This is a genomic window from Salmonella sp. 32031103-2018-00083-FB-01-SM-01 (assembly GCF_017571995.1).
Taxonomy (GTDB): Bacteria; Pseudomonadota; Gammaproteobacteria; order Enterobacterales; family Enterobacteriaceae; genus Salmonella; species Salmonella enterica.
The window spans coordinates 31,277-55,829 of record NZ_JAGEQL010000007.1 but is presented as its reverse complement, the minus strand read 5'-3'; the positions used below and the strand labels follow the sequence as shown (position 1 = coordinate 55,829).

Here is a 24,553-nt window from a genome sequence, read left to right as displayed (position 1 = left end):
GGGATTTTTACTGTTTCCCACTGAAGCGGGTGTGAATACTAACCAAAGCGAATGACCTTCGCAAGGGCAATTTAAGCGCATTGTATCAACTGCGGAAAAAAACAGCAAAAGCGTTGTTTTTTGCGGGCCGTAAGGCGGCAACCGCCGCCTTTTTAGTCACTTAAACGCTTAAACGGCTTTTACCGCATCCGCAATACGATGGGCGAATGCCGTAACCTGCGCTTCATCCTCGCCTTCCACCATCACGCGAATCAGCGGTTCGGTACCGGATTTACGTAGCAGTACCCGCCCACGATTGCCGAGCGTGGCTTCTACGTCCGCCGTTACCGTTTTCACCGCTTCATTTTCCAGCGGATCGCCGCTACCGGCGGTGTAACGCACGTTAACCAGAATCTGCGGGAACATTTTCATACCGCTGCACAGATCGTGCAGACTCATATGATTACGCACCATCGCCGCCAGAACTTGTAGCCCCGCTACAATACCGTCGCCAGTGGTCGTTTTATCCAGCAGAATAACGTGACCAGAGTTTTCCGCGCCGATGCGCCAGCCTTTTTCCTGCAATTTTTCCAGCACGTAGCGGTCGCCCACTTTCGCCCGGGCAAACGGAATGCCAAGCTGCTTGAGCGCCAGCTCCAGCCCCATATTGCTCATCAGCGTCCCCACCGCGCCGCCGCGCAGTTGCCCCTGGCGCAGCCCTTCGCGCGCGATGATATACATGATCTGATCGCCATCGACTTTATTGCCTTCATGGTCAACCATGATGACCCGGTCGCCGTCGCCGTCAAGCGCAATGCCGAGGTCCGCCTTCTCCGCCAACACGCGCGCCTGCAACGCGCGCACGTCGGTCGCGCCCACTTCTTCGTTAATGTTGACGCCGTTTGGCTCACAGCCGATGGCGATAACGGTCGCGCCCAGCTCGCGCAGCACATTCGGTGCGATATGGTAGGTAGCGCCGTTGGCGCAATCCACAACCACTTTCAGACCGTTGAGGCTCAGTTCGTTCGGGAAGGTGCCTTTACAGAACTCAATATAGCGTCCGGCGGCGTCGACGATGCGGCTCGCTTTCCCCAGCTCGGCGGAGTCTACGCAGGTGATCTCTTTTTCCATTTCGGCTTCGATGGCTTCTTCCACATCGTCAGGCAGTTTCGTACCGTCGATAGAGAAGAATTTAATGCCGTTATCATAGAACGGGTTATGCGAAGCCGAGATAACGATACCCGCCTCCGCGCGGAAAGTCCGCGTCAAATAGGCGACGGCTGGCGTTGGCATAGGTCCGGTAAACGAGGCCGACAGCCCCGCAGCGGCAAGGCCCGCCTCCAGCGCGGACTCCAGCATATAGCCGGAAATACGCGTATCTTTACCGATAATGATTTTACGCGAGCCATGACGCGCCAGCACTTTTCCGGCAGCCCAACCCAGTTTAAGCACGAAATCAGGTGTAATGGGGGCATTGCCTACACGTCCGCGAATCCCATCGGTACCGAAATATTTACGATTACTCATAGCGTTTGTTTCCCTTTGCAGACAGAGTGGCTTCTACCACCCGCATCGCCTCTACGGTTTCTTTGACGTCATGGACGCGAATGATCTGCGCGCCCTGCATCGCGGCAATTACCGCGCACGCAAGGCTGCCGTTCAGACGGTCTGATGGTCCCACGTTAAGTAACTGACCAACCATCGTTTTACGTGACATGCCCACCAGCAGCGGCAGGTTAAAATGATGAAACTCACCCAGTCGCGCCAGTAAGGTATAATTGTGAGTGAGATTTTTACCGAAACCGAATCCGGGGTCGAGCAACAATTTCTCTTTTGCGATGCCGGCCTTCTCACAACGTGCTATTTGCTCAATAAAGTAGCGATTCACCTCGGCAAAGACATCGTCATATTTCGGCGCCTCCTGCATGGTTTTGGGGTTGCCCTGCATGTGCATAAGACTGACCGGCAAGCCGGTTTCCGCTGCCGCTTCCAACGCGCCGGGTTCGGAGAGCGAACGGACATCATTGATAATATGCGCGCCCGCCCTTGCCGCTTCACGGATCACCTCAGGTTTAGAGGTATCCACAGAAATCCACACTTCAAAGCGTTGCGCGATTGCTTCCAGTACCGGAATAACGCGATCCAGCTCTTCTTCCACGCTCACTTCCGCCGCGCCTGGTCGAGTTGATTCCCCCCCCACATCAATAATTGTCGCCCCGGCATTCACCATTAAATTCGCATGTTTCACCGCCTCAATCAGCGTGTTATGCGCGCCACCGTCGGAGAACGAATCCGGCGTTACGTTCAGGATCCCCATAACATGCGGATGAGTGAGATCGAGCGTGGCGCCCTGAGCGAAGAGTTTCATGGTCAAAATCCCTGTTTTATTTGTGGTGAGTAAAAAAAAGAAAAACCCCGGGGCAAGCCCCAGGGTTTCGGTGAGCGCTAAACATAATGTTGTACAACAAACGCTTATTTGTCGCCCAGCTGCTCTGACATCGTGTTGCCCGGGTTCGGCGTGCGTGGTTCATCAACCGGACGCGGCGCCTGAGGCGTACCATTGCTGTCAGAGTTATTGGTGCCGTTTGGATCTTCCCAGCCCGCAGGCGGACGCACTTCACGACGCGCCATCAGGTCATCAATCTGCGGCGCATCGATGGTTTCATATTTCATCAGCGCATCTTTCATCGCGTGCAGAATATCCATATTGTCAGTCAGGATCTGACGAGCGCGATTGTAGTTACGTTCAATCAGCGCTTTCACTTCCTGGTCGATGATACGCGCAGTTTCATCAGACATATGTTTCGCTTTTGCGACGCTACGGCCGAGGAACACTTCGCCCTCTTCTTCCGCATACAGCAGCGGACCAAGTTTGTCGGAGAAGCCCCACTGAGTCACCATGTTACGCGCCAGGTTAGTCGCGACTTTAATATCGTTCGACGCCCCGGTAGAAACATGTTCGGCACCGTAGATGATCTCTTCCGCCAGACGACCGCCGTACAGGGTAGAGATCTGGCTTTCCAGTTTCTGACGGCTGGCGCTGATCGCGTCGCCTTCAGGCAGGAAGAAGGTCACGCCCAGCGCACGACCGCGCGGGATAATCGTCACTTTGTGCACCGGATCGTGTTCCGGCACCAGGCGACCGATAATCGCGTGGCCCGCTTCGTGGTACGCGGTCGACTCTTTCTGCGCTTCCGTCATCACCATGGAGCGACGTTCGGCGCCCATCATGATTTTGTCTTTCGCTTTCTCGAACTCAACCATCGACACTACGCGTTTGTTGCCGCGTGCGGCAAACAGCGCTGCTTCGTTGACCAGGTTCGCCAGGTCCGCACCGGAGAAGCCTGGCGTACCGCGCGCAATGATCGCCGCATCAATATCCGTCGCTAACGGTACGCGACGCATATGCACCTTCAGAATCTGCTCACGACCGCGAACGTCCGGCAGGCCTACCACCACCTGACGGTCAAAACGACCAGGACGCAGCAGCGCCGGGTCAAGGACGTCCGGACGGTTAGTTGCGGCGATAACGATGATACCTTCGTTACCTTCGAAGCCGTCCATCTCAACCAGCATCTGGTTCAACGTCTGCTCACGTTCATCGTGACCACCGCCAAGACCTGCGCCACGCTGGCGGCCTACGGCGTCGATTTCATCGATGAAGATAATGCACGGCGCCGCTTTTTTGGCCTGTTCGAACATGTCACGCACACGAGACGCGCCGACACCGACGAACATTTCCACAAAGTCAGAACCGGAAATCGTAAAGAATGGCACCTTCGCTTCACCCGCAATGGCTTTTGCCAGCAGGGTTTTACCGGTACCCGGCGGGCCGACCATCAGGACGCCTTTCGGAATTTTACCGCCCAGCTTCTGGAAACGGCTCGGTTCACGCAGGTATTCAACCAGTTCCGCCACTTCTTCTTTCGCTTCGTCACAGCCCGCGACGTCAGCAAACGTGGTTTTGATCTGATCTTCCGTCAGCATACGCGCCTTGCTCTTACCGAACGACATGGCGCCTTTGCCACCGCCGCCCTGCATCTGACGCATGAAGAAGATCCAGACGCCGATCAGCAACAGCATCGGGAACCAGGAAATGAAGATAGAAGCCAGCAGGCTTGGCTCTTCAGGTGGTTCGCCAACAACCTTGACGTTTTTAGTCAGCAGGTTATCAAGCAGCTTCGGATCATTAATCGGAATGTAAGTCGTGTAACGGTTACTATCTTTCTTGGTAACGTTGATCTCACGTCCGTTGATACGCGCTTCGCGAACCTGGTCCTGATTGACCTCTTGCAGGAAGGTAGAGTAATCCACCTTACGGCCATTAGACTCGCTGGGCCCAAAGCTCTGGAATACTGACATCAGCACAACGGCAATGACCAGCCAGAGTATTAGGTTTTTCGCCATGTCACTCAAGGGATTAACCTCTTATTACAACTGTGTTAAAAACAGCGTCAGGATACTCTATATCCAGTTTCTTTCAAACCTTACGTCTGAAATCTGCCGGTTATCACTTTCGCCCGGTCGCTACAATGTACACTTCACGCGAACGCGCACGCGAAGAGTCCGGCTTACGAACTTTAACCTTCGTAAACAGGGAGCGAATTTCCCTTAGATACTCATCGAAACCTTCGCCCTGGAACACCTTCACTACAAAACTTCCGCCTGGCGCCAGCACATCGCGGCACATCTCTAACGCCAGCTCCACCAGATACATGGCGCGGGGGATATCCACCGCCGGTGTTCCGCTCATGTTTGGTGCCATATCCGACATGACAACTTGTACTTTACTGTCACCCACGCGTTCCAGTAACGCTTTCATGACAAGTTCATCACGAAAATCGCCCTGAAGAAAGTCCACACCAACGATAGGATCCATAGGTAAAAGATCACAAGCGATGATGCGGCCTTTGCCGCCAATCTGCGTGACCACATACTGTGACCAGCCTCCTGGCGCAGCGCCGAGATCGACTACCGTCATTCCCGGCTTAAAAAGTTTGTCACTTTGCTGTATTTCATCAAGTTTAAACCAGGCACGGGAGCGTAGCCCCTTTTTCTGCGCCTGTTGAACATATTTATCGCTAAAGTGTTCCTGAAGCCAGCGGCTTGAGCTGGCAGAACGCTTTTTACCTGTCATTTAACTTTCCCGTCGGGGCAGTTCATCGTAGCCAATGGCGTAAATTTCTACACGCCTATTTGGCGATATAAGGGAGATGGCGGTAGAATGACCCGTTTTCAATCCCAACGTAAGCAAAAATATACGATGAATCTGAGTACTAAACAAAAACAGCACCTAAAAGGTCTGGCACATCCGCTCAAGCCTGTTGTTATGCTTGGCAATAATGGTTTGACCGAAGGGGTACTGGCCGAGATTGAACAAGCGTTAGAGCACCATGAACTTATCAAGGTGAAAATCGCCTCGGAAGATCGCGAAACAAAAACCTTGATCGTGGACGCTATCGTGCGCGAAACCGGCGCCTGTAACGTACAGGTCATCGGTAAAACGCTGGTGCTGTATCGCCCAACTAAAGAGCGTAAAATCTCGCTGCCGCGTTAAGGATATCCTAAAGTCGAACACAAAATCTGTGTAAAACGAGGGGTTTTCCACGAGCAGGAGAGCAAAATGCCACGCTCTCTCCGTTGATAAAAGGCCGCTATGCGGCCTTTTTCCTTTCTTTACAATACACCAACAATTTGCGTATTGAGTACTGCTTAAAGGTATTCCACTTTAAGCACTTCGTATTCCACATCGCCGCCAGGCGTTTTGATCACCACGACGTCATCCTGCTCTTTGCCGATCAGGCCGCGAGCGATTGGCGAGTTTACCGAAATGAGATTTTGCTTAAAATCCGCCTCATCATCGCCAACAATACGATAGGTCTGCTCTTCGTCGGTGTCCAGGTTCAGCACCGTGACGGTAGCGCCGAAAATCACGCGACCATTGTTCGGCATTTTAGTGACATCAATCACCTGCGCATTCGACAGTTTTGCTTCGATATCTTTAATGCGTCCTTCGCAGAAACCCTGCTGTTCGCGTGCAGCATGATACTCCGCGTTTTCTTTTAAATCGCCATGTTCGCGCGCTTCGGCGATAGCGGCGATGATTTCAGGACGGCGCACAGATTTCAGAAAATCCAGCTCTTCGCGCAGTTTTTCGGCTCCGCGTAAGGTCATCGGAATAGCTTGCATTTGTTATACCTCTTGAACATTCCTGTAGGGGGCAATGAACTCTACCCCGGCTGCTAAGCCAGCCCCGGCATATGCCATACCAGGGTCAGAAGCAAAAAAACACCAACCCGGGCGCGCAGTCCCAGGTCAGCTACAATTTCCTCTTTGATAACCATTTTACCCTGGAGTTCCCTATGGGTCATCGTTTACTTTTTAGGGCGTTGCGCCGTAGTATGACGGCTTGTTTCCAGGGTGTTAGCGCGAGATTATGCGATTTTCCAGATTTATCATCGGATTGACCACCAGTATAGCGTTCAGCGTTCAGGCCGCGAATATTGACGAATACATCAAACAGCTTCCGGCCGGCGCCAACCTCGCGCTGATGGTGCAAAAGATTGGCGCGCCCGCGCCAGCTATTGATTATCATAGTCAGCAGATGGCGCTTCCCGCCAGTACCCAAAAGGTGATTACCGCGCTGGCGGCGCTGATTCAACTCGGCCCGGATTTCCGTTTTACGACCACGCTGGAGACTAAAGGCAACGTCGATAACGGCATCCTGAAAGGTGACGTAATTGCGCGATTCGGTGGCGATCCAACGCTAAGACGTCAGGATATTCGCAATATGGTCGCGACGTTGAAAAAGTCAGGCGTCACGCAAATCGACGGCAATGTGCTTATCGACACGTCGATTTTCGCCAGCCACGATAAAGCGCCAGGCTGGCCGTGGAACGACCTGACGCAGTGTTTCAGCGCGCCTCCCGCCGCCGCCATTGTTGACCGCAACTGTTTTTCTGTGTCGCTTTATAGCGCGCAAAAACCAAACGATTTAGCTTTTATTCGCGTGGCCTCTTATTATCCGGTAACGATGTTCAGCCAGGTACGGACTCTGCCGCGCGGTTCGGCAGACGCGCAGTATTGCGAGCTGGATGTTGTGCCTGGCGATTTGAACCGTTATACGCTTACCGGCTGTTTACCACAGCGCGCCGACCCGCTGCCGCTGGCCTTTGCTATTCAGGACGGCGCCAGCTACGCGGGCGCGATCCTCAAGCAGGAACTGAAAGAGGCCGGGATAACTTACCGCGGCACACTGCTGCGCCAGACGCAGGTTAACGAGCCCGGAACGATCGTCGCCAGTAAACAGTCGGCGCCACTGCACGATCTGCTTAAGATTATGCTGAAAAAGTCAGACAACATGATCGCCGATACTGTTTTTCGGATGATTGGTCATGTCAGGTTTAACGTGCCTGGCACCTGGCGGGCGGGATCGGATGCCGTTCGCCAGATCCTGCGCCAACAGGCGGGAATTGATATCGGCAATACCATTATTGCCGACGGTTCCGGTCTTTCTCGCCATAACCTGATCGCTCCCGCCACGATGATGCAGGTGCTGCAATATATCGCCCAACACGATAACGAGCTGAACTTTATCTCTATGCTGCCGCTGGCGGGCTATGATGGTTCATTGCAATACCGCGCCGGACTGCATCAGGCGGGCGTAGACGGTAAGGTTTCGGCGAAAACTGGGTCACTGCAGGGCGTGTATAATCTGGCGGGCTTTATTACCACCGCAAGCGGGCAACGGATGGCATTTGTACAGTATTTGTCGGGCTACGCGGTTCCACCTGCCGATCAGCGTAATCGGCGTATTCCGCTGGTACGCTTCGAGAGTCGGTTGTACAAGGATATTTATCAGAATAACTGAGTGCATCATTGCCGGATGGCGGCGCTAACGCGTCTTATCCGGCCTACAACGAACATAATAAAACGGGCCGCAAATGCGGCCCGTTGGCTTTTGTAGGCCGGATAAGCGTTAGCGCCATCCGGCTACGAGATTAACGTTTGTAGATGAACTCGACGCCTTCTTCGTCGTCTTCATCCCAGTCGTCATCCCAGTCATCGTCTGCGTCTTCTTCCACTTCAGCCAACTGCTGGCGATGATAATCGTCCCACATGAACTCGACTTTTTCCGGCTGTTTTGCTTCTTCAGCCTGCGCGATCGGATTCTCGATGATAAAGGTCATCACATCCCAGCAGAGATCTTTCACCCCCAGCTGACTGGCGGCGGAAATCAGATAGTATTTCCCTTCCCAGCCCAACGCTTCGGCGATCGCTTTCGCTTTCTCTTCCGCTTCGGTTTTATCCATCAGATCGATCTTGTTGAACACTAACCAGCGCGGTTTAGCCGCCAGATCCTGGCTGTATTTTTCCAGTTCGCCAATAATGATACGGGCGTTTTCCACCGGATCGGAACCGTCGATCGGATCGATATCAATGAGGTGCAGCAGTACGCGGCAACGTTCGAGGTGCTTCAGGAAGCGAATCCCCAGGCCCGCGCCTTCCGCCGCGCCTTCGATCAACCCCGGAATGTCAGCCACCACAAAACTCTTTTCGCTGTCCATTCGTACCACGCCCAGGCTCGGCACCAGCGTGGTAAACGGATAGTCCGCGACTTTCGGTTTTGCTGCCGATACCGCGCGAATGAACGTTGATTTACCGGCGTTTGGCATCCCCAGCATCCCGACATCCGCCAGCAGCATCAGTTCCAGCAGCAGGTCGCGCTTATCACCCGGCGTACCATTGGTTTTCTGGCGCGGCGTACGGTTAACCGAGGATTTAAAACGGGTATTGCCTAACCCATGCCAGCCGCCCTTCGCGACCAACAGACGCTGACCGTGTTTGGTCATGTCGCCCATCGTTTCACCGGTTCCCTGGTCGATAACGCGCGTACCGACCGGCACTTTGATGGTCACGTCTTTACCGCGTTTACCGGTACAGTCGCGGCTCGCGCCATTCTGACCACGTTCAGCGCGGAACGATTTTTCAAAGCGGTAATCGATCAGCGTATTCAGGTTTTCATCGGCTTCCATCCAGACGTCGCCGCCGTCGCCGCCATCACCGCCGTCCGGGCCGCCTTTCGGGATATATTTTTCGCGGCGGAAGCTCACACAGCCATTACCGCCATCGCCTGCAACGACCAGAATCGATGCTTCATCAACAAACTTCATTTTATTCTCCGTAAATCATTCGCCTGAGCGGGGTTGCGAAACCACCGTTTCATGCTTGCGTAAACCGCCCCAAATACGATGACCAATGGCGGAATACATCGCGCCCGCAACCACGACAAACGCACCGAGATAACCTAAAAGGTTTAACATCGGTCTGGCGAAGAAATCGGGCCAGGCCATAGATAAAAGATCTGAAAACAGCAGGGTAAATAGCGGTGTAAGCGTGATTATCGCGCTCACCTGCGCCGCCTGCCAACGCGCCATCGCTTCCGCCAGGGCGCCATATCCTACCAGCGTATTTAGCCCGCAGAAAATCAAACAGGCGAGCTGCCAGTCGCTCAGTTGCGCTATCACCATCGGTTTTGCCAGCGGCAAGAGCGCTATCGTACATAAAGTGTACAGTAAAAACAGGATCTGCTGCGAGGCCAGACGTCGCAATAATACTTTTTGCGCCACGCCATAGCTCACCCACACCATCGCCGCGCCTACGCCAAAAATAACGCCCCAGGTGTAGTCGGTCAGTCGGGTAAAAATCTCGATCAGACTGGTGTTAAAAAACATCACCAGCCCGCTCAATAACATCAGCGCGCCAATCACCTGCGTACCGCGCATCTTTTCTTTCAGAATAAAGACGCTGGCGACCATCATGCCAACCGGCGAAAGCTGGCCGATAACCTGCGACGCGGTTGGGCTTAAATATTGCAGGGAAGAACTGAACAAAATGAAATTACCGAACAGTCCGCAGGTCGCTATCGCCAATAACACCAACCAGCGCGGCTTACGAAAAATACGCAGCGGCGGCAGCTTTCTTTTTACTGCCAGTATCGCCCCGAGGCCAATACTGGCCATTAAGAAGCGGTAGAAGACAATGGTTGAAGGCTCCATCACCTCCAGCACTTGCTTCATTGCTATTGGCAACGCTCCCCAGCACATCGCGGTAGTGAGCGCTAAAAGAATGCCAATGCCTGCCTGCTGCTTCATGCCGTGTTCCCTGCAAAGACCCGTTAACGGCATTCGCACAGCCACACGGGTATATTTTAGTCGGCCATCGAATGTAAAAAGCCCCGCAACAGGTGCGGGGCTTTCATCCGTTACCGGACCACAAAAAACTTACTCAGCAACGATGCTGATGTATTTACGGTTTTTCGGGCCTTTAACTTCGAATTTCACTTTACCGTCTGCTTTAGCAAACAGAGTGTGGTCACGACCGCAACCAACGTTGGTGCCAGCGTGGAATTTAGTACCACGTTGACGAACGATGATGCTGCCTGCCAGAACTGCTTCACCGCCAAAGCGTTTTACGCCCAGACGTTTAGCTTCAGAATCGCGACCGTTACGAGTCGAGCCGCCAGCCTTTTTATGTGCCATTTAATCTGCTCCCCTAATCTTAAGCGCTGATGCCGGTAATTTTCACATCAGTGAACCACTGACGATGGCCCTGCTGCTTACGGTAGTGTTTACGGCGACGAAACTTAACGATTTTAACTTTCTCGCCACGACCGTGGGCAACAACTTCAGCTTTGATTACGCCGCCATCAACGAAAGGAACGCCGATTTTGACTTCTTCACCGTTTGCGACCATCAGAACTTCAGCGAACTCGATAGTTTCGCCAGTTGCGATGTCCAGCTTTTCCAGGCGAACGGTCTGACCTTCGCTTACTCGGTGTTGTTTACCACCACTTTGGAAAACCGCGTACATAAAAAACTCCGCTTCCGCGCACACCTTTCAATGATTCAGAGCGCGCTATAAATATTCACAATAGGGCGCGAATATTACGCAAATTGCACGGCTTTGACAAGTGCTACCATCAATACATGAAGAAAAAAAACACAACGCATACGGTAACGTTTATCTGCGGCGTTTTTTCAGTACAATCAGGGTATATTTCTAACCATAAACCCTACGTTACCTCATTCAGACATGGGATAATCGGGGCGATAAGCCCGGCTTTTGCGATGAATTTAGAAAAAATCAACGAGTTAACCGCGCAAGATATGGCGGGTGTCAATGCGACAATCCTTGAACAGCTTAATTCCGACGTTCAACTGATTAATCAGCTAGGATATTACATTATTAGCGGCGGCGGGAAACGCATTCGTCCGATGATTGCCGTTCTTGCCGCGCGTGCGGTGGGTTATCAGGGTAACGCGCACGTGACTATCGCCGCTCTGATCGAGTTTATCCACACGGCGACGCTGCTACATGATGATGTGGTGGATGAATCCGATATGCGTCGCGGCAAGGCAACGGCAAATGCCGCCTTCGGTAATGCCGCCAGCGTGCTGGTCGGCGACTTTATCTATACCCGCGCCTTCCAGATGATGACCAGCCTCGGCTCGTTAAAAGTGCTGGAAGTGATGTCGGAAGCGGTCAACGTGATTGCAGAAGGCGAAGTGCTGCAATTGATGAACGTGAATGACCCGGACATTACCGAAGAAAATTACATGCGGGTGATTTACAGTAAAACGGCCCGTCTGTTCGAAGCCGCCGCCCAGTGCTCCGGTATTCTTGCCGGTTGTACGCCTGAGCAAGAGAAAGGGTTGCAGGACTATGGCCGCTACCTTGGTACGGCTTTCCAGCTCATTGACGATCTGCTGGATTACAGCGCCGACGGCGAGCATCTCGGTAAAAATGTGGGTGATGACCTCAATGAGGGCAAACCCACCTTACCGTTGCTTCACGCCATGCGCCACGGTACGCCAGAACAGTCAGCGATGATCCGTACCGCTATTGAACAAGGTAATGGTCGTCATCTTCTGGAACCGGTTCTGGAAGCGATGACCACCTGCGGCTCGCTGGAATGGACGCGTCAGCGAGCGGAAGAAGAAGCCGACAAAGCGATATCCGCGTTGCAGATATTGCCGGATACTCCATGGCGTGAGGCGCTAATCGGTCTCGCACACATCGCGGTGCAGCGCGATCATTAATGCCGTTCTCTTATCCCGCGTACTACGCGGGATATCCCATTAAGTTCCAATAAACTCCAGATACTTTGCTCCCTGTCTTTTCATATAGCCATATAGGGCTTCCCCTGGCATATTCTGAATATTGCCGCCACTTACATGAACTTTTTAGAACATTCTTTCACGAAGCGTTATAGTATCGAACGTCGTCGGGTTGTTAAAACCGTAAGTGATTAACCTAAGGAGTGATGGATGTATGGAAAGCAAGCTTATTGACTGGCATCCGGCCGATATCATTGCCGGACTACGTAAAAAAGGGACGTCAATGGCCGCTGAGTCACGTCGGAATGGATTGAGTTCATCCACGCTGGCCAATGCATTAACGCGCCCGTGGCCGAAAGGAGAGTTGATTATCGCGAAAGCATTGGGAACGGAACCCTGGGTTATTTGGCCATCGCGTTATCACGATCCGCGCACGCATGAGTTTATCGACAGAACGCGGCTTATGAGAGCGCGTAATAAAAACAAACAGAATGTAGAGTAAGAGCCTGTAAAACAACCCCCGCATCGCGTTCGCGGGGGTTATTCAGCGTACAGAAGGTTATTCGCCTTTCACGCGTTCAATATTCGCGCCTAGCGCGCGCAGTTTGTCTTCGATGCGCTCATAACCGCGATCGATGTGATAAATGCGATCCACAATCGTCGTGCCTTCCGCAATACAGCCCGCCAGCACCAGGCTCGCAGATGCCCGCAGATCTGTCGCCATGACCTGGGCGCCAGAGAGCGTTTCTACGCCATGGCATATGACGGTATTGCTTTCAATTTCCGCACGCGCGCCCATGCGGCTGAGTTCAGGCACGTGCATAAAACGGTTTTCAAAGACGGTTTCAGTGATAAAGCCCGTCCCTTCCGCCACCAAGTTCAGCAACGTGAACTGCGCCTGCATATCGGTCGGGAATGCCGGGTGCGGCGCGGTACGGACATTGACCGCCTTCGGTCGTTTGCCGTGCATGTCCAGACTAATCCAGTCCTCGCCCACTTCGATATCCGCGCCAGCATCGCGCAGTTTCGCCAGTACCGCGTCCAGAGTGTCCGGTTGCGCGTTACGGCAGAGGATTTTGCCGCGAGAGATCGCTGCCGCCACCAGGAAAGTCCCCGTTTCGATACGATCCGGCAGCACACGATAAACGCCGCCGCCCAGACGCTCTACGCCCTCGATCGTAATACGATCGGTGCCCTGCCCGGCGATCTTCGCCCCCAGCGTAACCAGGAAGTTAGCGGTGTCGACAATTTCCGGCTCGCGCGCGGCGTTTTCAATGATGGTCGTCCCTTCCGCCAGCGTAGCGGCGCACATAATGGTGACGGTCGCGCCGACGCTGACCTTATCCATCACGATATGCGCCCCTTTAAGACGTCCTTCGACGGAGGCCTTTACGTAGCCCTCTTCCAGCTTGATGGTCGCACCCAGTTGTTCCAGACCGGTAATATGCAGATCAACCGGACGCGCGCCGATAGTACAGCCCCCCGGCAGAGAGACTTGTCCCTGACCAAAACGGGCAACCAGCGGCCCCAGCGCCCATATCGAGGCGCGCATGGTCTTAACCAGATCATAAGGCGCGCAGAACACGTTCACCTGGCTGGCGTCAATGTGTACCGATCCATTGCGTTCCACTTTCGCGCCTAATTGGCTCAGGAGCTTCATCGACGTATCCACGTCTTTCAGTTTTGGAACGTTTTGGATCTCTACCGGTTCTTCTGCCAGCAGAGCGGCGAACAGGATCGGCAGCGCGGCGTTTTTGGCGCCGGAAATTGTGACTTCGCCCTGGAGCGTCGTTGGCCCCTGTACACGAAATTTATCCATTATTGTATTCTCAGTTAAGCATTCATCTCCGCTACCGGCAGGTTACCCGTAGCTTAAAATCCGTTAAGTTTACGATCGCGCGCCCATTCCGCCGGGGTATATGCTTTGATCGATACGGCATGGATACGGTTGTCCGCAATGTACTCCATTAGCGGCCCATAGACCGTTTGCTGTTTCTTGACCCGGCTCATGCCGTCAAACATCTCGCCCACGGCAATAACCTGAAAGTGACTGCCATCGCCGGAGACGTGGACTTCCTGGAGGGAGAGGGCATTCATCAGCACACTCTGAATTTCATGATTTTCCATGGGTTCTTTATTCGTCAAATAGTGAAAACAGCCCAACATCTTAGAGCAAAGTCGCGCCGTCTTAAATAAGCAAAAGATTACGCTGATAAATCAGCGCGGTAAAAGTGCCGGATGGTGCTGCTAACGCAACTTATCCGGCCTACGGGGATCATGCGAAGTGTAGGCCGGATAAACCATCCGGCATTCATTACATACGGGGAAGTACGTCTTCGGGCAAGTTATATAATTGCGCCAGCGCGTAAACCTTGTCGTTAACGCCAGACAGCGACACGGCATTGCCCTGCTTTTTTGCCTGGTTCACAAGGTGCGCCAGCAGCGCCAGTCCCCCTGTATCCACCCTGGAGATCTGGCTCAGGTCGATACGGGTAACGCCATTCATCGCTTCTACGCGCGCGTCCCATAGCGGCGCCAACACGTCCTGATCCAGCTCTCCCGCCAGCACCAGAGTGTCCGCCTCACGCGTCCAGGTGAGTTGCGGCGTCATTACTGTTTCTCGTCCAAAGTAATTTTCTGTTGAGAGATAGATTTCAGTTGTGCGGTCAGGCCGTCGATGCCTTTAGTACGCAGCAGGTCGCTCCACTCATTTTGCTTGGTGGTGATCATGCTGACGCCTTCCGCAATCATGTCATACGCCTGCCAGTTGCCGGTCTGGGTGTTTTTGCGCCACTGGAAATCCAGGCGTACCGGCGGACGACCGTTGGGATCGATAATCGTTACACGGATAGGCACAATGGTCGCATCGCCCAGCGGTTGCTCAGGCGCTATCTGGTAAGTCTGGCCGTGGTACATCGCCAGCGCCTGACCGTAGGCCTGTTTCAGGTATTCGCGAAACGCTGCAAAATAGGCTTCACGCTGCGCCGGGGTCGCCTCTTTGTAGTAGCGGCCCAGCACCAGCGCGCCGGCATATTTTACCTGCACGTACGGCAGAAGTTCCTGATCAACAACGTCGCGCAGGTAATCCGGATTGGCACGAATTTTCGGCTGTTCGTTTTTTAGGCGATCAAAAGTTTTCTGCGCCGCCTCGTTCATCAGTTTATAAGGATTGCTCTGATCCGCTGCCGTTGCTGCGCTTAATGGCGCAATGACCAGCAGGGCCACCATCATCAGTCGTTTAAACATGCCTCAATTCTCCTGAGATTATTTCGTTTCGCCCGCGGGCGTTGTGGCTTCAGTATGGCCTTCCGTTGCGGCTGGCGCATCGCCAGAATTCTTATTGTCGTCGCCTTTGCTGTTATAAAGGAACTGGCCAATCATATCTTCCAGCACCATTGCAGACTTGGTGTCCTGAATCGTACTCCCATCTTTGAGGATAGACGTTCCCAGCTCAGGATCTTCAAAACCGACGTTTAATGCCAGATATTGCTCCCCCAGCAGCCCGGAAGTACGAATACTCAACGAGCTGGTATCGGGAATATGGTTATAACGCTCTTCGATGTCGAGCGTTACGCGCGGCAGGTATGTTTTCGGATCAAGCGAGATATCTTCAACCCGCCCGACAACCACCCCGCCGATGCGTACCGGGGAACGCACTTTCAGACCGCCGATGTTATCGAAGGTCGCATAAACCTTATAGGTCGGCTCCGTGCGCATAGAGGTCACATTTGCCGCCTTCAGGCAAACAAACAGCGCCGCCAGCAACGCTACCAGCAAAAAAACGCCTACCCAAATTTCATTTTTTTTCGTTTGCATGAACTCAATTCCCAAACATCAGTGCGGTCAGCACAAAATCCAGCCCCAGAACGGCCAACGATGCGTGAACCACGGTACGCGTCGTTGCCCGGCTAATCCCGGCAGAAGTCGGTATTGCGTCATAACCGTTGAATAACGCAATCCATGTTACCGTAATGGCGAACACCACGCTCTTTATCAGACAGTTCACCAGGTCCATACGCCAGTCGACGGCATTCTGCATCGCGGACCAGAAGAACCCGGCGTCGATTCCCTTCCAGCTTACGCCGACCAGCGAGCCGCCCCAGATACCGACCGCCACAAAGATAATGGTCAGTAGCGGCAACGAAATCACGCCCGCCCAGAAGCGCGGCGAAATCACCCGGCGCAATGGATCGACCGCCATCATCTCCATACTGGAGAGCTGCTCCGTCGCCCGCATCAGGCCGATTTCCGCCGTCAACGCCGACCCGGCCCGCCCGGCAAACAGCAACGCCGCGACCACCGGCCCCAGCTCGCGCAGCAGCGAAAGCGCCACTAACATGCCAAGACTGGTCTCCGCGCTGTAAGTAGTCAGAACCAGATAGCCTTGCAGCCCCAGCACCATACCGATGAATACGCCGGAGACAATAATGATAAGCATCGACAAGACGCCCACATTATAAAGCTGGCGCACCAGCAGCGGCGCATGTTTGCGAAACTCCGGCTTACCGATAATCGCATTGAATAACATTAACCCGGCGCGCCCGAACGTCCTGACGGTTTTGATCCCGCTGTGTCCGAGTGCTGCCAGCGCATTTAACAGCATGAGTGGCTTAACTCCCTGTTTCGAGTAAATCAAGGTGATAGTCGCCCGCCGGATAGCGGAACGGAACCGGCCCGTCGGCAATGCCGTCAAGGAACTGACGCACGCGCGGGTCCGTATTCTCCTGCAACGCCTGAGCGCTACCGTGAGCGACGATTTTTTTGTCCGCCATGATCCAGGCGTGATCCGCAATACTGAGCACCTCTGGCACATCATGCGAGACCACCACGCAGGTCACGCCCAGCGCGCTGTTCAATTCTGAAATCAGCTTCACCAGAACGCCCATGGTAATCGGGTCCTGGCCGACAAACGGCTCATCGAACATGATGAGATCCGGTTCCAGAGCGATGGCGCGCGCCAACGCGGCGCGACGCGCCATCCCACCGGAGAGCTCGGAAGGCATCAGTTTTGCCGCGCCGCGCAGCCCGACAGCTTCCAGTTTCATCATCACAACGCTTTTTAGCAGCGGCGCGGGTAAATTGGTGTGCTCCCGTAGCGGATAGGCCACATTGTCAAACACGTTCATGTCGGTAAACAGCGCTCCCGACTGAAACAGCATACTCATACGTTTGCGGACGGTGTAGAGCCGCGAACGGGACATGGCCGGCACATTCTCGCCATCAAATAAGATCTCGCCCTTATCCGGCGGGATCTGTCCGCCAATCAGGCGCAACAGCGTGGTTTTACCGATGCCCGACGGCCCCATGATCGCCGTGATCTTCCCGCGCGGCACCGTCAGGGAAATATTATCGAAAATGCAGCGTTCGCCACGGGAAAAGCTGACGTCGCGCATATCGACTAAATTGGCCGCAGACTGACCCATTGATTCATCCTTCGTATTGCCTTGTTGAGGTAACCATGGCGCTGAATTTAACCATGGGTTCGACATAATTACAGAATATTAACTGACAGGGTTAGCGAAAGCTGGCATTCGTTTTACTTTTTAGCCGCATAAAGTCAAAATTAGGACTTCGTTACGGCTTCCAGATATCCCTTCCAGGGGACCGGCGAGTATACCTGAAGAAAGGACTTTAGATGCTTTTAGCGATGGCGCTACTCATAATTGGTTTGCTTCTGGTGGCCTACGGCGCCGATCGTCTGGTGTTTGCGGCCTCTATTTTATGCCGTACATTCGGTATTCCCCCGCTGATCATCGGGATGACGGTCGTGAGTATCGGCACCTCGCTGCCGGAAATTATTGTGTCGGTCGCCGCATCGCTACACGGTCAGCTCGATTTGGCCGTCGGCGCGGCGCTCGGTTCTAACATCACCAATATTTTGCTGATCTTAGGGCTGGCGGCGCTGGTTCGTCCATTTACCGTGCATTCCGATGTTCTACGTCGCGAATTGCCATTAATGTTATTTGTTAGCGTGGTAGCCGGTTCCGTACTGCATGACGGACAGTTAAGTCGCAGTGATGGTATCTTTCTCCTGCTTCTGGCTGTGCTATGGCTGTTATTCATTGTTAAAATCGCGCGTCTGGCCGAACGCCAGGGGAATGACAGCCTCACCCGCGAACAACTGGCGGAGCTGCCGCGCGAAGGCGGGCTCCCCGTCGCGTTCTTATGGCTGGGCATTGCGCTGGTCATCATGCCAATGGCGACGCGCATGGTAATCGATAACGCTACGGTGCTGGCGAACTATTTCGCCATGAGTGAATTAACGCTCGGTCTGACAGTCATCGCCGTCGGCACCAGTCTGCCAGAGCTGGCGACGGCGATTGCCGGCGTGCGAAAAGGCGAAAATGATATTGCCGTTGGTAATCTCATTGGCGCCAATATTTTTAATCTCGCCATCGTGCTGGGACTGCCTGCGCTGATCGCGCCGGGGGAGATCAACCCGCTGGCGTTTGGGCGAGATTATAGCGTGATGTTGCTGGTTAGCGTGGTTTTCGCTTTACTTTGCTGGCGGCATCCGCGCCAGATTGGTCGGGGCGCAGGTATACTGCTGACCGGCGGGTTTATCGTATGGCTGGCGATGCTCTATTGGCTATCGCCACTTCTTGTTGGATAACTGGAAACGGATTATGTCGCATTTAGCGTTGCAACCGGGGTTTGACTTTCAGCAGGCAGGCAAAGAGGTCCTGGAAATTGAACGTGAAGGCCTGGCGGAGCTTGATCAATATATCAACCAGCATTTCACGCTGGCCTGTGAAAAAATGTTCAACTGCACCGGAAAAGTGGTGGTCATGGGGATGGGAAAATCCGGCCATATCGGACGGAAAATGGCCGCCACGTTCGCCAGTACCGGCACCTCTTCCTTTTTTGTACATCCGGGCGAAGCCGCGCACGGCGATTTGGGGATGGTTACGCCGCAGGATGTGGTTATCGCTATCTCCAACTCCGGCGAATCCAGCGAGATCGCGGCGCTAATACCGGTGCTTAAACGGCTGCACGTACCGTTAATTTGCATTACCGGGCGACCGGAAAGCAGCATGGCGCGTGCGGCAGATGTGCATCTGTGTGTTAAAGTGCCCAAAGAAGCGTGTCCGTTAGGCCTGGCGCCTACCACTAGTACCACCGCAACGCTGGTGATGGGCGACGCGCTCGCCGTGGCGTTGTTAAAAGCGCGCGGCTTTACCGCCGAGGATTTCGCTCTGTCGCATCCTGGCGGCGCGCTGGGACGTAAGCTACTGCTGCGCGTAAGCGATATTATGCATACTGGCGATGAGATCCCGCATGTTAATAAACATGCCACCCTGCGTGATGCGCTGTTAGAAATTACGCGTAAAAATCTCGGTATGACCGTCATTTGCGATGAATCCATGAAGATCGACGGTATCTTCACCGACGGCGATTTACGTCGCGTGTTCGATATGGGCGGCGATATGCGCCAGTTGGGGATCGCCGAGGTGATGACGCCAGGGGGCATTCGCGTGCGTCCCGGTATTCTCGCTGTCGATGCGCTGAATTTAATGCAGTCCCGCCATATCACCTCCGTACTGGTTGCTGATGGCGACCAGTTACTCGGTGTGTTACATATGCATGATCTCCTGCGTGCAGGCGTCGTGTAGAAACTCAAGGATAATTAACGATGAGTAAAGCAGGTGCGTCGCTTGCGACCTGTTATGGCCCCGTCAGCACCCATGTCATGACCAAAGCGGAGAATATCCGCCTGCTCATCCTGGACGTGGATGGCGTATTGTCTGACGGCCTGATTTATATGGGCAATAACGGCGAAGAGCTGAAGGCTTTCAACGTTCGTGACGGCTATGGTATTCGCTGTGCTTTGACCTCCAATATCGAGGTTGCCATTATTACCGGACGAAAGGCTAAACTTGTAGAAGATCGCTGCGCCACGCTGGGGATTGTCCATCTTTATCAGGGACAGTCGAATAAGCTGATCGCCTTTAGCGATCTGCTGGAAAAACTGGCCATTGCGCCGGAAAATGTTGCCTATGTCGGCGATGATCTGATTGACTGGCCAGTGATGGAAAAAGTGGGGTTAAGCGTTGCCGTTGCGGATGCGCATCCGCTGCTGATCCCCCGCGCTGACTATGTGACGCACATTGCCGGCGGGCGCGGCGCGGTACGTGAGGTGTGCGATTTGCTGCTGCTGGCGCAGGGCAAGCTGGATGAGGCCAAAGGGCAATCGATATGAGTAAAACCAGACGTTGGGTTATCATTCTACTGTCGCTGGCCATTCTGGTACTGATTGGTATCAATCTGGCGGATAAAGACGATCCTGCTGCCGTGATGGTCAACAGCAACGATCCCACGTATAAAAGCGAGCATACGGATACCGTCGTGTACAGTCCGGAAGGCGCGTTGAGCTATCGTCTGATCGCGCAGCACGTTGAATATTTTTCCGATCAGGCGGTCTCATGGTTTACGCAACCGGTATTAACCACCTTTGATAAGGATAAAGTGCCGACATGGTCGATCAAGGCCGATAAAGCCAAATTGACTAACGATCGGATGCTCTATCTGTATGGCCATGTTGAAGTCAACGCCCTGGTGCCTGACGCTCAATTACGCAGAATTACCACCGATAACGCGCAGATTAATCTGGTGACGCAGGATGTTACCTCGAACGATCTGGTGACGTTATACGGCACAACATTTAACTCCAGCGGACTGAAAATGCGCGGTAACTTACGCAGCAAGAACGCCGAGCTGATTGAAAAGGTTAGAACCTCTTATGAAATTCAAAACAAACAAACTCAGCCTTAATCTTATGCTTGCCGGCTCGCTGCTGGCCGCCAGCATTCCGGCTTTCGCCGTCACGGGCGATACCGAACAGCCTATTCATATTGACTCGGATCAACAGTCGCTGGATATGCAAGGCAACGTCGTGACCTTTACGGGCAACGTGGTGATGACCCAAGGCACGATTAAGATCAACGCCGATAAAGTCGTGGTTACCCGCCCTGGCGGCGAACAGGGGAAAGAGGTGATCGACGGTTACGGCAATCCGGCCACCTTCTACCAGATGCAGGACAACGGTAAGCCGGTGAAAGGCCACGCTTCCCATATGCACTACGAGCTGGCGAAAGATTTTGTGGTGCTAACCGGCAACGCTTATCTGGAGCAGCTTGACAGCAACATTACCGGCGACAAAATCACCTACCTGGTGAAAGAGCAGAAAATGCAGGCCTTCAGCGAGAAAGGCAAACGCGTCACCACCGTTCTGGTGCCGTCGCAGTTGCAAGACAAAAACAAAGGCCAGACTCCGGCGCAAAAGAAGAGTAACTAATTCGTTATGGCAACATTAACTGCAAAGAATCTGGCGAAGGCCTATAAAGGCCGTCGCGTAGTGGAAGATGTCAGTCTGACCGTTAACTCCGGGGAGATTGTCGGGCTGCTCGGTCCAAACGGCGCGGGTAAAACCACCACCTTTTATATGGTCGTCGGTATCGTGCCGCGTGACGCGGGCAATATCATCATCGATGATGAAGATATCAGTCTGCTGCCGCTGCACGCGCGCGCGCGCCGCGGTATCGGCTATTTGCCGCAGGAAGCCTCTATTTTCCGCCGTCTCAGCGTATTTGATAACCTGATGGCGGTACTGCAAATTCGTGACGATTTGACCGCAGAACAGCGAGAAGACCGCGCCAACGAGCTGATGGAAGAGTTTCATATTGAGCATCTGCGCGACAGTATGGGACAGGCGCTGTCCGGTGGTGAACGCCGTCGTGTAGAAATAGCCCGCGCGTTGGCCGCTAATCCCAAATTTATCCTGCTGGATGAACCGTTTGCCGGCGTTGACCCGATTTCCGTTATCGACATCAAACGCATTATCGAGCATCTGCGCGATAGCGGGCTCGGCGTGCTGATCACCGACCATAACGTCCGTGAGACGCTGGCAGTCTGTGAACGCGCCTATATCGTGAGCCAGGGCCACCTTATTGCCCACGGTACGCCGACAGAAATCCTGCAAGACGAACACGTTAAGCGTGTATATCTTGGGGAAGACTTCAGACTCTGATAGGGTAGAGGGCTATGCTGCTCTAGCGGGAGAAAACGACTCTGAATATGAAGCAAGGTTTGCAACTCAGGCTTAGCCAACAACTGGCGATGACGCCTCAGCTACAACAGGCCATCCGTCTGTTGCAGTTGTCTACGCTGGAACTTCAGCAGGAACTCCAGCAAGCGCTGGAAAATAACCCGCTGCTTGAGCAAACCGATCTTCATGACGAAATCGACACTCAGCAACCTCAGGATAACGATCCTCTCGATACCGCCGACGCGCTCGAACAAAAAGAGATGCCGCAAGAGCTGCCGCTTGACGCCAGTTGGGATGAAATTTACACCGCCGGGACGCCGTCCGGCCCCAGCGGCGATTATATCGACGATGAGCTGCCCGTCTATCAGGGCGAAACGACGCAGTCGTTGCAGGATTATCTGATGTGGCAGGTTGAGCTAACGCCCTTCTCGGACACCGATCGCGCTATTGCGACATCCATTGTCGACGCGGTAGATGATACCGGTTATCTCACCGTATCCCTGGACGAAATTCGCGAAAGCATGGGCGATGTAGAGGTGGATCTCGATGAGGTTGAAGCCGTTCTGAAGCGCATTCAGCGTTTTGATCCGGTAGGCGTCGCGGCAAAAGATCTTCGCGACTGTCTGCTGATCCAGCTTTCACAATTCGACAAATCCACGCCGTGGCTGGAAGAGGCGCGGCTTATTATCTGCGATCATCTTGATTTGCTGGCCAACCACGATTTCCGCACGTTGATGCGCGTTACCCGACTAAAAGAAGAGGTGCTGAAAGAGGCGGTAAACCTGATTCAGTCGCTCGATCCCAGACCCGGTCAATCGATCCAGACCGGTGAGCCGGAGTACGTTATCCCGGATGTGCTGGTACGCAAGCATAACGGTCGCTGGACGGTGGAGCTTAATAGCGACAGTATTCCCCGTTTACAGATTAACCAGCACTATGCCGCCATGTGCAATAGCGCGCGCAACGATGCCGACAGCCAGTTCATCCGCAGTAATTTACAGGATGCGAAGTGGCTGATAAAAAGCCTTGAAAGCCGCAACGACACGCTGCTGCGTGTCAGTCGCTGCATCGTTGAGCAACAGCAAGCCTTTTTTGAACAGGGCGAAGAATATATGAAACCGATGGTACTGGCGGATATCGCCCAGGCCGTCGAGATGCACGAATCCACTATATCCCGCGTGACCACGCAGAAGTATTTGCACAGCCCGCGCGGTATTTTTGAACTCAAATATTTCTTTTCCAGCCACGTCAATACCGAAGGCGGAGGCGAAGCCTCTTCCACCGCGATTCGCGCGCTGGTGAAGAAGTTAATTGCGGCGGAAAACCCCGCGAAACCACTGAGCGACAGCAAGTTAACCTCTCTGCTGTCAGAACAAGGTATCATGGTGGCGCGCCGCACTGTTGCGAAGTACCGAGAGTCTTTATCCATTCCGCCGTCAAACCAACGCAAACAGCTGGTTTGACCCAACCGATAAGGAAGACACTATGCAGCTCAATATCACCGGACATAATGTCGAAATTACTGAAGCCCTGCGTGAATTTGTGACGACGAAATTCGCCAAACTTGAACAGTATTTTGAGCGGATTAATCAGGTATACGTGGTGTTGAAAGTGGAGAAGGTCACGCACATCTCGGATGCGACGCTACACGTTAACGGCGGCGAAATTCACGCCAGCGCGGAAGGCCAGGATATGTATGCCGCCATTGACGGCTTGATTGATAAACTGGCAAGGCAGTTAACCAGGCATAAAGATAAACTGAAACAACACTAATTGTCCGGGCAGTTAGCCAGTGCAGGACGGCCTGTTGTGTGACACAACGGGCCATTTGTACAGTTAGCGCTCCGAACCTGGCCATCAACCTGACAGGACAGGTTCTTAGGTGAAATTATGATAAATAACGATACGACTCTACAACTGAGCAGTGTACTTAACCAGGAGTGTACGCGTAGCGGCGTTCATTGTCAGAGTAAGAAACGCGCGCTGGAAATCATCAGCGAACTGGCGGCAAAACAGCTCAGTTTACCTCCTCAGGTCGTGTTTGAAGCCATTCTGACACGCGAAAAAATGGGCAGTACCGGTATTGGTAATGGTATCGCCATCCCGCACGGGAAACTGGAAGAAGATACCTTACGCGCCGTCGGCGTGTTCGTTCAGCTCGAAACGCCGATCGCGTTCGACGCCATCGATAACCAGCCGGTCGATCTCCTCTTCGCCCTGCTGGTGCCCGCCGATCAAACTAAAACGCATCTGCACACGCTGTCGCTGGTAGCGAAACGTCTGGCGGATAAAACGATCTGCCGCCGCCTGCGCGCGGCGCTGAATGATGAAGAGCTGTATCAAATCATTACTGACACCGAAGGTGAGCAGAATGAGGCATAACAACTCAATGGCATTTCTTTCTGTCGTT

General features: G+C 53.6%; 29 protein-coding genes. 13 read left to right on the top strand and 16 right to left on the bottom strand.

All coding sequences use genetic code 11. The features are described from left to right. Positions 1-168: 168 nt before the first annotated feature. The 4 genes from glmM to rlmE form a co-directional block, all read right to left on the bottom strand. Positions 169-1,506, bottom strand: coding sequence for a phosphoglucosamine mutase (gene glmM, locus J4614_RS18805; RefSeq protein WP_000071171.1), 1,338 nt, complete (start codon positions 1,504-1,506; stop codon positions 169-171). Next, on the bottom strand, positions 1,499-2,347 hold the full coding sequence (folP, locus tag J4614_RS18800) for a dihydropteroate synthase (RefSeq protein WP_001646408.1): 849 nt from the start codon (positions 2,345-2,347) through the stop codon (positions 1,499-1,501). The genes glmM and folP overlap by 8 nt, the downstream gene beginning before the upstream one ends. Positions 2,348-2,451: 104 nt before the next feature. Next, positions 2,452-4,386 (bottom strand): ATP-dependent zinc metalloprotease FtsH, encoded by a 1,935-nt coding sequence (gene ftsH / locus J4614_RS18795; RefSeq protein WP_001107480.1) that lies wholly within the window; start codon positions 4,384-4,386, stop codon positions 2,452-2,454. A gap of 103 nt (positions 4,387-4,489) precedes the next feature. After that, positions 4,490-5,116 carry a 23S rRNA (uridine(2552)-2'-O)-methyltransferase RlmE gene (gene rlmE, locus J4614_RS18790; RefSeq protein ID WP_000145974.1) on the bottom strand — a complete coding sequence of 209 codons (627 nt, stop codon included), beginning with the start codon at positions 5,114-5,116 and terminating at the stop codon, positions 4,490-4,492. Between the two features lie 126 nt (positions 5,117-5,242). On the opposite strand from rlmE, the gene yhbY reads away from it, so the two are divergent. Continuing rightward, positions 5,243-5,536 carry a ribosome assembly RNA-binding protein YhbY gene (gene yhbY, locus J4614_RS18785; RefSeq protein WP_001592995.1) on the top strand — a complete coding sequence of 98 codons (294 nt, stop codon included), beginning with the start codon at positions 5,243-5,245 and terminating at the stop codon, positions 5,534-5,536. Positions 5,537-5,691: 155 nt separating this feature from the next. Here the strand turns inward: yhbY and greA are convergent, their stop codons facing one another. After that, a complete protein-coding gene (gene greA / locus J4614_RS18780; RefSeq protein WP_001148008.1) occupies positions 5,692-6,168 on the bottom strand; it encodes a transcription elongation factor GreA in 477 nt (158 codons plus the stop codon). Between the two features lie 247 nt (positions 6,169-6,415). Between greA and dacB the strand changes: the two genes are divergently transcribed. Beyond that, positions 6,416-7,849, top strand: a complete 1,434-nt coding sequence (gene dacB / locus J4614_RS18775) for a serine-type D-Ala-D-Ala carboxypeptidase (RefSeq protein ID WP_001212686.1) — start codon at positions 6,416-6,418, stop codon at positions 7,847-7,849. Positions 7,850-7,979: 130 nt separating this feature from the next. Here the strand turns inward: dacB and cgtA are convergent, their stop codons facing one another. From cgtA to rplU, 4 genes are all read right to left on the bottom strand, one after another. Beyond that, a complete protein-coding gene (gene cgtA, locus J4614_RS18770) occupies positions 7,980-9,152 on the bottom strand; it encodes an Obg family GTPase CgtA (RefSeq protein ID WP_000673556.1) in 1,173 nt (390 codons plus the stop codon). Between the two features lie 15 nt (positions 9,153-9,167). After that, entirely contained in the window at positions 9,168-10,133 is a 966-nt protein-coding gene (locus tag J4614_RS18765; RefSeq protein WP_000813052.1) for a DMT family transporter, read from the bottom strand. Positions 10,134-10,262: 129 nt separating this feature from the next. After that, on the bottom strand, positions 10,263-10,520 hold the full coding sequence (rpmA, locus tag J4614_RS18760; RefSeq protein ID WP_000940593.1) for a 50S ribosomal protein L27: 258 nt from the start codon (positions 10,518-10,520) through the stop codon (positions 10,263-10,265). 19 nt (positions 10,521-10,539) lie between these two features. After that, a complete protein-coding gene (gene rplU, locus J4614_RS18755) occupies positions 10,540-10,851 on the bottom strand; it encodes a 50S ribosomal protein L21 (protein WP_000271398.1) in 312 nt (103 codons plus the stop codon). Between the two features lie 257 nt (positions 10,852-11,108). Between rplU and ispB the strand changes: the two genes are divergently transcribed. After that, the gene (ispB, locus tag J4614_RS18750) at positions 11,109-12,080 is read left to right on the top strand and encodes an octaprenyl diphosphate synthase (protein ID WP_001047353.1); all 972 of its coding nucleotides are present in this window, start codon (positions 11,109-11,111) and stop codon (positions 12,078-12,080) included. A gap of 232 nt (positions 12,081-12,312) precedes the next feature. Next, complete coding sequence (gene sfsB / locus J4614_RS18745) at positions 12,313-12,600, top strand: DNA-binding transcriptional regulator SfsB (protein WP_000444168.1); 288 nt, start codon at positions 12,313-12,315, stop codon at positions 12,598-12,600. Positions 12,601-12,657: 57 nt separating this feature from the next. On the opposite strand, the gene murA is transcribed toward sfsB, so the two are convergent. From murA to mlaF, 7 genes are all read right to left on the bottom strand, one after another. Beyond that, positions 12,658-13,917, bottom strand: a complete 1,260-nt coding sequence (gene murA / locus J4614_RS18740) for a UDP-N-acetylglucosamine 1-carboxyvinyltransferase (RefSeq protein ID WP_000357288.1) — start codon at positions 13,915-13,917, stop codon at positions 12,658-12,660. 53 nt (positions 13,918-13,970) lie between these two features. Then, positions 13,971-14,225 carry a BolA family iron metabolism protein IbaG gene (gene ibaG / locus J4614_RS18735; RefSeq protein ID WP_001518349.1) on the bottom strand — a complete coding sequence of 85 codons (255 nt, stop codon included), beginning with the start codon at positions 14,223-14,225 and terminating at the stop codon, positions 13,971-13,973. A 187-nt stretch (positions 14,226-14,412) separates the two neighbouring features. Continuing rightward, positions 14,413-14,709 carry a lipid asymmetry maintenance protein MlaB gene (gene mlaB / locus J4614_RS18730; protein WP_000188843.1) on the bottom strand — a complete coding sequence of 99 codons (297 nt, stop codon included), beginning with the start codon at positions 14,707-14,709 and terminating at the stop codon, positions 14,413-14,415. Next, positions 14,709-15,344: a phospholipid-binding protein MlaC gene (gene mlaC, locus J4614_RS18725; protein ID WP_000476475.1), complete on the bottom strand. Its 636-nt coding sequence runs from the start codon at positions 15,342-15,344 to the stop codon at positions 14,709-14,711. The genes mlaB and mlaC overlap by 1 nt, the downstream gene beginning before the upstream one ends. Positions 15,345-15,362: 18 nt before the next feature. Continuing rightward, the gene (mlaD, locus tag J4614_RS18720) at positions 15,363-15,914 is read right to left on the bottom strand and encodes an outer membrane lipid asymmetry maintenance protein MlaD (RefSeq protein ID WP_001193591.1); all 552 of its coding nucleotides are present in this window, start codon (positions 15,912-15,914) and stop codon (positions 15,363-15,365) included. 4 nt (positions 15,915-15,918) lie between these two features. Then, positions 15,919-16,701, bottom strand: a complete 783-nt coding sequence (gene mlaE, locus J4614_RS18715) for a lipid asymmetry maintenance ABC transporter permease subunit MlaE (RefSeq protein WP_000925786.1) — start codon at positions 16,699-16,701, stop codon at positions 15,919-15,921. Between the two features lie 7 nt (positions 16,702-16,708). Next, a complete protein-coding gene (gene mlaF / locus J4614_RS18710) occupies positions 16,709-17,521 on the bottom strand; it encodes a phospholipid ABC transporter ATP-binding protein MlaF (protein ID WP_000531566.1) in 813 nt (270 codons plus the stop codon). Positions 17,522-17,733: 212 nt separating this feature from the next. On the opposite strand from mlaF, the gene J4614_RS18705 reads away from it, so the two are divergent. From J4614_RS18705 to ptsN, 9 genes are all read left to right on the top strand, one after another. Beyond that, on the top strand, positions 17,734-18,711 hold the full coding sequence (locus J4614_RS18705; RefSeq protein ID WP_000922742.1) for a calcium/sodium antiporter: 978 nt from the start codon (positions 17,734-17,736) through the stop codon (positions 18,709-18,711). 13 nt (positions 18,712-18,724) lie between these two features. Next, the gene (kdsD, locus tag J4614_RS18700) at positions 18,725-19,711 is read left to right on the top strand and encodes an arabinose-5-phosphate isomerase KdsD (protein WP_000018619.1); all 987 of its coding nucleotides are present in this window, start codon (positions 18,725-18,727) and stop codon (positions 19,709-19,711) included. A 20-nt stretch (positions 19,712-19,731) separates the two neighbouring features. Then, entirely contained in the window at positions 19,732-20,298 is a 567-nt protein-coding gene (gene kdsC / locus J4614_RS18695; RefSeq protein ID WP_000030029.1) for a 3-deoxy-manno-octulosonate-8-phosphatase KdsC, read from the top strand. After that, on the top strand, positions 20,295-20,870 hold the full coding sequence (gene lptC / locus J4614_RS18690) for an LPS export ABC transporter periplasmic protein LptC (RefSeq protein WP_000047845.1): 576 nt from the start codon (positions 20,295-20,297) through the stop codon (positions 20,868-20,870). Before kdsC ends, lptC begins: the two co-directional genes overlap by 4 nt. Next, positions 20,839-21,393: a lipopolysaccharide ABC transporter substrate-binding protein LptA gene (gene lptA, locus J4614_RS18685; RefSeq protein ID WP_000669770.1), complete on the top strand. Its 555-nt coding sequence runs from the start codon at positions 20,839-20,841 to the stop codon at positions 21,391-21,393. Before lptC ends, lptA begins: the two co-directional genes overlap by 32 nt. 6 nt (positions 21,394-21,399) lie before the next feature. Beyond that, on the top strand, positions 21,400-22,125 hold the full coding sequence (gene lptB / locus J4614_RS18680; RefSeq protein WP_000224104.1) for an LPS export ABC transporter ATP-binding protein: 726 nt from the start codon (positions 21,400-21,402) through the stop codon (positions 22,123-22,125). A 47-nt stretch (positions 22,126-22,172) separates the two neighbouring features. Continuing rightward, positions 22,173-23,606, top strand: coding sequence for an RNA polymerase factor sigma-54 (rpoN, locus tag J4614_RS18675; protein ID WP_080166764.1), 1,434 nt, complete (start codon positions 22,173-22,175; stop codon positions 23,604-23,606). 22 nt (positions 23,607-23,628) lie between these two features. Next, on the top strand, positions 23,629-23,916 hold the full coding sequence (gene hpf, locus J4614_RS18670; protein WP_001176589.1) for a ribosome hibernation promoting factor: 288 nt from the start codon (positions 23,629-23,631) through the stop codon (positions 23,914-23,916). A 117-nt stretch (positions 23,917-24,033) separates the two neighbouring features. Further along, positions 24,034-24,525 carry a PTS IIA-like nitrogen regulatory protein PtsN gene (ptsN, locus tag J4614_RS18665; protein ID WP_000609332.1) on the top strand — a complete coding sequence of 164 codons (492 nt, stop codon included), beginning with the start codon at positions 24,034-24,036 and terminating at the stop codon, positions 24,523-24,525. Positions 24,526-24,553 lie beyond the last annotated feature (28 nt).